This window comes from Streptomyces sp. ISL-87, assembly GCF_018614095.1.
Taxonomy (GTDB): domain Bacteria; phylum Actinomycetota; class Actinomycetes; order Streptomycetales; family Streptomycetaceae; genus Streptomyces.
In genome coordinates this window covers 1-6,249 of record NZ_JAGGOY010000126.1, presented here as the reverse complement: position 1 = coordinate 6,249, position 6,249 = coordinate 1, and the positions used below count along the sequence as shown (strand labels likewise).

Annotated in this window: 5 protein-coding genes; 2 read left to right on the top strand and 3 right to left on the bottom strand. The window is 68.7% G+C overall.

Features of this window, described 5'->3' with window-relative positions:
* The first annotated feature begins 233 nt into the window (after window positions 1-233).
* The gene (locus tag J7I97_RS35170; RefSeq protein ID WP_214943810.1) at window positions 234-524 is read left to right on the top strand and encodes a chaplin; all 291 of its coding nucleotides are present in this window, start codon (window positions 234-236) and stop codon (window positions 522-524) included.
* A 1,114-nt stretch (window positions 525-1,638) separates the two neighbouring features.
* Here the strand turns inward: J7I97_RS35170 and J7I97_RS35165 are convergent.
* On the bottom strand, window positions 1,639-2,487 hold the full coding sequence (locus tag J7I97_RS35165; RefSeq protein WP_214943808.1) for a Mu transposase C-terminal domain-containing protein: 849 nt from the start codon (window positions 2,485-2,487) through the stop codon (window positions 1,639-1,641).
* Between the two features lie 172 nt (window positions 2,488-2,659).
* Between J7I97_RS35165 and J7I97_RS35160 the strand changes: the two genes are divergently transcribed.
* Window positions 2,660-3,226, top strand: coding sequence for a hypothetical protein (locus J7I97_RS35160; RefSeq protein ID WP_214943806.1), 567 nt, complete (start codon window positions 2,660-2,662; stop codon window positions 3,224-3,226).
* Between the two features lie 268 nt (window positions 3,227-3,494).
* Here J7I97_RS35160 and J7I97_RS35155 read toward each other — a convergent pair whose 3' ends face one another.
* Both J7I97_RS35155 and J7I97_RS35150 read right to left on the bottom strand, forming a co-directional pair.
* Window positions 3,495-5,528, bottom strand: a complete 2,034-nt coding sequence (locus J7I97_RS35155; RefSeq protein ID WP_215060345.1) for a prolyl oligopeptidase family protein — start codon at window positions 5,526-5,528, stop codon at window positions 3,495-3,497.
* 193 nt (window positions 5,529-5,721) lie between these two features.
* The gene (locus tag J7I97_RS35150) at window positions 5,722-6,054 is read right to left on the bottom strand and encodes a hypothetical protein (RefSeq protein WP_214943802.1); all 333 of its coding nucleotides are present in this window, start codon (window positions 6,052-6,054) and stop codon (window positions 5,722-5,724) included.
* Window positions 6,055-6,249: the final 195 nt, after the last annotated feature.

The window sequence follows — 6,249 nt, the reverse complement described above, 5'->3', positions numbered from 1 at the left end:
CCACGATCATGCTCCGAACACAAAGAAGCCCCTGCTCATCGAACAGGGGCTCCCTTTGCCACAACGCACTCAGACCCGGTCATCCGCTTTGCCTCCCGCCTGCCGACAGGACTGGAGAGGTGACCTGAGGTCACCGATCCGGCCCAACGGCCGTAACCGGCTACTCGCTCGTGCTGTTGGACGGAGCACGTGCCGCACTCCCTGCGGCAGGCCCCCTTCTCTAGGAGATCTTGATGTCCCGTATCGCAAAGGCCGTAGCGATTACCGCCTCAGCCGCTGCCGTCCTCGTCGGCAGCGCTGGCATGGCCGCCGCGGACGCCACGGCCGAGGGCGCTGCCATCGGCTCCCCCGGCGTCCTGTCCGGCAACGTCCTCCAGGTGCCCATCCACATCCCGATCAACATCTGCGGCAACACCGTCAACATCATCGGCCTCCTCAACCCGGCCGTCGGCAACACCTGCATCAACGACGGCGGCGGTGACAAGGCCTACCACCACAAGGCCGACCACCACGACGAGTACTGAGCACCACAGGCCTCTGACCTGCGAGCAGCCACAGTGCCGGAGCCAACAGATCACGCCATCCCCTGAACCAGCCGCAAAGCACACGCCCTGAGCGCTCCGGCCTCCCCCACCTCCAAGGGAGGCCGGACCGCCACCCGACACGGCGAACGCCCCGGACAGCCCCGCCATCAAGCACTGCCCCAGACCCGGTGACACCACCCCCCAGGCCATGCCTTCGGCAGGGAGCACACAGTCATGCCGGGCCCGGGGGCCAGGAGCCCCATTGCGGGGCTGAGAAGCACCGCTCCCGTGACAGTGGCGGTCTACGGGATATGCCACCACATGACAGCGGCATCGCTTCCACATGCCGCCCCATGTCAGTGACGGGTACACCGCCCCACCCGATGACCAGCACGAACCCCAGCAACCTGACATCTCGTCACTGACATACGCCACTGACACGAAACCGACACTTCGCACCTGCGGGCCGGGTTGCGGGCCAGGAATGCCTCCAGGTCAGCGACACTCACGCCTGCCCAGGTGGCGTGCCCCCGAGCGTGGATGTGGAGTGCCAGGTCCCGGACGACATCGAGGCGGATCTCGATGGTCTTGAGCTGGTTCGGTCGCAGCCCAAGACGCTCGGCATCCTGGCGCCGGGCCACCAGCCTCCGCGAAAGCACGTACGGCTGGGCGCAGCGGGAATGGGACGGCCTGGATCCGGCGCTCTCGCCGGGCCGTGGCTTGTGTGTCCTCGGTATCGGCGGGGGCGTCGAGGAGGTGGTGGGCGTGGAAGAAGTCGGCGAGCGGCCGGCTGAGGCAGGGGCTCGTCCAGCGGGCTTCGGCGAGCAGTGTGTGCGGGAAGTGGTCCTCACGCTCCCGGGGCAGCCGGCCCTTACGTTCGGCAGTCGCCATCCTCAACACTCCTCGCTGTTGCCAAGTGCGTGGGCGCCTCCGGCCCGCCCGCCGTCAGCCGCTTGCCCGGCGTCCGGTGGCGGGCCGGCTACAGGGCGAGGGCGGACAACCGGGCGTGCCCACGAGGACGGGGGCTCACGGGGCGGAATCAAATCCGGCAAGGCACGGGCCGCCAAATCCACCGCCCTGGCCTCGGCGATTTCTGCTTGGGCCTGCACAGCGGTCACCGTGCGCCGCGGACGAGGCGCAGCGGCCGTGGTCGAGGTCGTATACCGGTCCGGCGCAGCTTCTCCGCCGCTTTCAAATCCGCCTTCAGCGCCCGGGCGTTCTTCTCCCTGACCGAACTCAGCGCCCGGCGCTGCTCCAGCGTCGCCGCCTGGGCCAGGTAGGCGGTACCCAGATGCCGGCCCCACTCCTCGGTAGCAAACACCTCGATCTGCCCGTCATAGTGCGGCAGATACCGCAGCCGAACCCGCATGCCGACGTGCCCGGCCATCCACGGTGCGATGTAGAAGCGGCGGCGCCAGCTGATCCCCTTCGTCGTGATCTTCCGTTGCCGGCCGTCGTCTTCCAGCGCGAAGAACGCCAGCCGATCCTCCACAACGTCCTCGAGCGGCCCCGGATCCGCCTCCCACGCCGCCAACGGCGTCAGCCCGTCCGCAAGACCCGCAGGGTGGTGCTCGGTGTTCCACCAGGCCACCCAGTCCAGCAGCACCTTCACGAAGTCCGGGTACGAGAGCAGATCCTCCAGCGCATCCGGCCGGTACGCCTCCGCGGGGCGAGCACGATGCGTAAAGCCCGGCAGCGAGACCAGCAGCATCTCCTCCACCGCGCCGTTCAACGACTCGATGGTGCCCTTGCGGTACGGCTTGTACGCCGGCAGACCATCCACCGGAACCGCGAAAGCGCCCAAAGCGCGCTCCACCGTCCGACACAGGAACTCCTTGCCCCGGTCCACCCGCACCACGGTCGGCAGACCACCGAACGGCCCGTACGGATCCTGGCGGCTGATCCCTGTGCGCAGCGCGGCCAGCACCGCGTCCCGGGCCGGCTGATGCGGAGTGACCGCCACCCCACGATCACCCTCGTCGCCACATCGATGAACCACGTCACCCACGGACACACCGCGGAGCCTTGGCGCGCCGTCGACATCACCCGGCGGTGACCACGCTCAGACTCTGCGCGAGGAAAGGAGACGGCACCTGCTGGTCGTGGGTGTGACGACTCTGATCGCGGTAGGTGCCATGTTGAAGGCGACGCTCTCCTACGATCCCGAGCCCCGCGCATCCGAAGCGACACCAGCCGAGTCCGTCGTGCAGGAAACGACCGAGGGTGCCCCGCGGGCAGCGCTGCCGGGCGGCTTCGCGGACTTCCGGCTGATGACCGGTGCGGCCGCCGAGCGGACCGAAGCCGCGTGGCTGGCAGGCCGCAAGGTGCCCGAAGGTCAGTGGGTCGGCTTCTACGACCAGGACGGCGACGAAAACGCCGACCTCATCCTCATGCTCCGTACCACTGAGGGAGATGACCGGCTGAAGGCGGAGAAGGCGAGCACGTCTATCTCGCAGGAGTTCCGTAACTTCTTCGCCGGCGCCAAAGCCCGCGATACGACCTCCTTCGACGCGGGACCGTACGGCGGCGGCCTCAGCTGCGGACTGACCACGGGCCCTGCCGGGGACCAGGCCGTGTGCGCCTGGAGCGACGCCACCACCTTCGCCGCGATCAGCCTGCTCCGGCCAACCACCATCGCCGACGCCGCGACAACCACCCTCGCACTCCGCACCGCCGCCATGAGCCTTCACGGGCGCGGCTAGCCGTGGCCAGGCGGCGGATACTCCCGGCCCGGCAGCTTGGCCACCCCAAACAGGCGCCCGAGCGGGTGGAACAGCTAGCAGCGATCGGGATGCGCTGGGCTTAAAGGCCCATTCCCCGGACCGTCAGGTCGAAGGTGTCGAACCCCGCCTCGGTAGGGGTCGTGGGACGCCCAACGTCCACGTACCAGTTCCGCAGCCCGTACCCATCGCCGTCGGGGACGGGCAGTGGTCCGGAAACGGAGCAACTGAAGCAAGGGTGTTCCCGCGGTCAAGGCGCTGGAGTCGCACTGTCGTCCGTATGGAGGTTCTGCCGCAAGAACGTGTAGACCAGGGCGTGGTTGAAGGCTGTCTGCTCGTTGTCGCTGGCGCCGGCGTGGCCGCCGCCGGTGTTCTCGTGGAGGAGGACCTGGTGGCCCAGTTCGCGGAGGCGGGCGGCTGTCTTGCGGGCGTGGGCGGGGTGGACGCGGTCGTCACGGGTGGAGGTCATCAGCAACACGGGCGGGTAGGGCTGGCCGGCGGTCAGGTTGTGGTACGGGGAGATGGCCTGAAGGTGGGTACGGTCGGTTTCGCTGTCGGGGTTGCCGTACTCGGCGGTCCAGGATGCTCCGGCCAGCAGGCGGTGGAAGCGGAGCATGTCCAGCATGGGGACCTCGGCGACGATCGCGCCGAACAGCCGCGGATGGCGGACAAGCATGGCTCCCATCAGCAGGCCGCCGTTGCTGGCTCCGGCCGCGCCGAGTTGGGCAGGGGTGGTGATCCCGCGGGCGACGAGGTCGGCCGCGACCGCCGCGAAGTCCTCGAAGGAGCGCACCCGGTTTTCGCCGAGGGCGGCCTGGTGCCATGCCGGGCCGTATTCGGCGCCGCCGCGGATGTTCGCCACCACATATGTGCCGCCTCGCTCCAGCCAGGCCCGGCCGGTGATCGGGCTGTAATAAGGGGTCAGGGAGTACTCGAAGCCGCCGTACCCGTACAACAGCGTGGGTCCCGGCCCGGCAGCGCGGTGGTCGGGGCCGACCACGAAGTACGGCACCCGGGTGCCGTCCGCCGAGGTCGCGAAGAACCGCTCCACGCAGAGCCCGGCCGCCTCGAAGCCGGCCGGGGCCCGCTTGATGACCTCCATCTCGGCGCCGAGGTGACCGTAGTAGAGGGTCGAGGGGCTCAGGTAGCCGTCCACGTCCAGGAAATACTCATCCGAGTGGTCCGGGTCGGTATCCACGATCGTGGCCGCCGACAGCGGCGGAACCTCAGCCAGCTCTCTGCGCGACCAGCCCTCGTCATGCGGGGTGAGGACCTCGATGCGGGTGGCCACATCGCGCATCGTCTGGAGGATCAGGTGGTGGCGGGTCCAGCAGTGCCCCGCCAGCGCGGTCCGGGCATCCGGGGTGAACAGCACTTGGGCCGTCCGGTCGCCCGCGAGGAACGCATCGAAGCCGAACGCCAGGAGCGAGCCGGCCGGATGGCCCAGCCAACAGGATTTCGTGGTGACGACCAGGTACCGCCGGTACGCGTAGGCGCTCGCGTCATCCGGCACGTCGATCCTCACCCGCCGGCCGTCCTCCGCCAGCCAGAACATCTCACTGCGGTACAGGTCGCGCGCGCGTGAGAGGAAACTCCGCTCGAAGCCCGGCGTCGCGTCGTGCCAGCCGGAAGCCGAGACGTCCCCCACCTCCGCCTCGAAGACCAGCTCTGCCTCCTCCAGCGGAGTGCCGCGCCGCCACCGGCGTACCGTACGCGGATACCCGGAAGCGGTCAGAGAACCGGGGCCGAAGTCGGTGCCGATGAAGACGTGGTCGGCGTCAATCCACCCGATCTGCGTCTTGGCCTGGCCCACCTCGAAACCGCCCGCGACGAAGGCGCGGGCATCGAGGTCGAACTCGCGGACCACGACCGCGTCCGACCCGTCCCGCGACAGGCGCACCAGCGCCCGTCCATAGCCGGGGTAACGCAGGTGGGCCCCGGCCCACACCCACTTCTCCCCCTCCGCCACCGCCAGCGCGTCGACATCCAGGAGAACCTCCCAGAGCGGAACGTCCTTGCGGTACCGCTCCAGCGTCGTACGCCGCCACACGCCTTGCGGCCGGTCGGCGTCCTGCCAGAAGTTGTAGAGGAACCCGCCATAGCGGGCGATGTAAGGGATCCGGTCCGAAGCGTCCAACACCTCACGCAGCCCGTCCCGCAGGGCGGCGAACACGGGATCCGACGTCAGCGCGGCACGAGTCTCCGCGTTCCGTTCCCCCACCCAGGCCAGCGTGGCCTCACCCTCAACATCCTCAAGCCACAAATACGCGTCGTCGTCACCGATCACGCCACGATTCTCCCGCGCCTGACTCCTCCCCGGCACAGGGCACTGGTGCCTGAGGCGGCCCGGAGCCGGCCTCGGTGGTGACGGCCGCCACCGCCTGGCGGGCACTGGCTTCCCCCATGGAACGGGGTTCTGCACAACTTCCGTGACGCCGACACGGTGATTGACCGCTGACAGCCCAGTACACGGAGGATCAGCTGGACCTCTTGACGCCATTCGGTTGCGTCGCCGCTATCCACCCAGCCATGGGCCAGTTCTGATCCGTCGCGGCCTGCGCGCGTAGGCGGGCCAAGACCCGCGCCGACGCCGACAGGTTCGCCAGTACGCCGACGAAGTCGAAGCCGTCCGCGTCCTGTACTTCGTCACCGTCCTGCGCACCGTGGTGGTCGTGGCGTACATCGAGGTCTGACCCCACGAGGAGCAGAGGGTGCTGTCCGTCATCAAGGAGCTCTCCGCCGACCGACCGCTCAAGGCGCTGCGCCGTGTCCTGCAGTGCAGCCCCAGCACGGCTACCACGCTCCGTCATTGACATCCTCCCCTCCCTGAAGGACTCCGTTGGGAAATCCGTAATCCGGGCCTGGCCGCCTTGTCGTTAGGCGGTCAGTTCGAGTCGGGCAAGGTGTGAGGTCCTGGTCTCGCCGAGTGGTGTTCCGGTCAGCCAGGCGTCGAGTCTGATGATGTTGATAGCGGTGGCGGCGAAGATGTGGCCGAGATGGGTCTT

Coding starts and splice junctions, on each gene's coding strand:
- J7I97_RS35160 (WP_214943806.1), top strand. CDS start 2,660: ATGTTGAAGGCGACGCTCTCCTACGATCCCGAGCCCCGCGCATCCGAA.
- J7I97_RS35150 (WP_214943802.1), bottom strand. CDS start 6,054: ATGACGGAGCGTGGTAGCCGTGCTGGGGCTGCACTGCAGGACACGGCG.
- J7I97_RS35170 (WP_214943810.1), top strand. CDS start 234: ATGTCCCGTATCGCAAAGGCCGTAGCGATTACCGCCTCAGCCGCTGCC.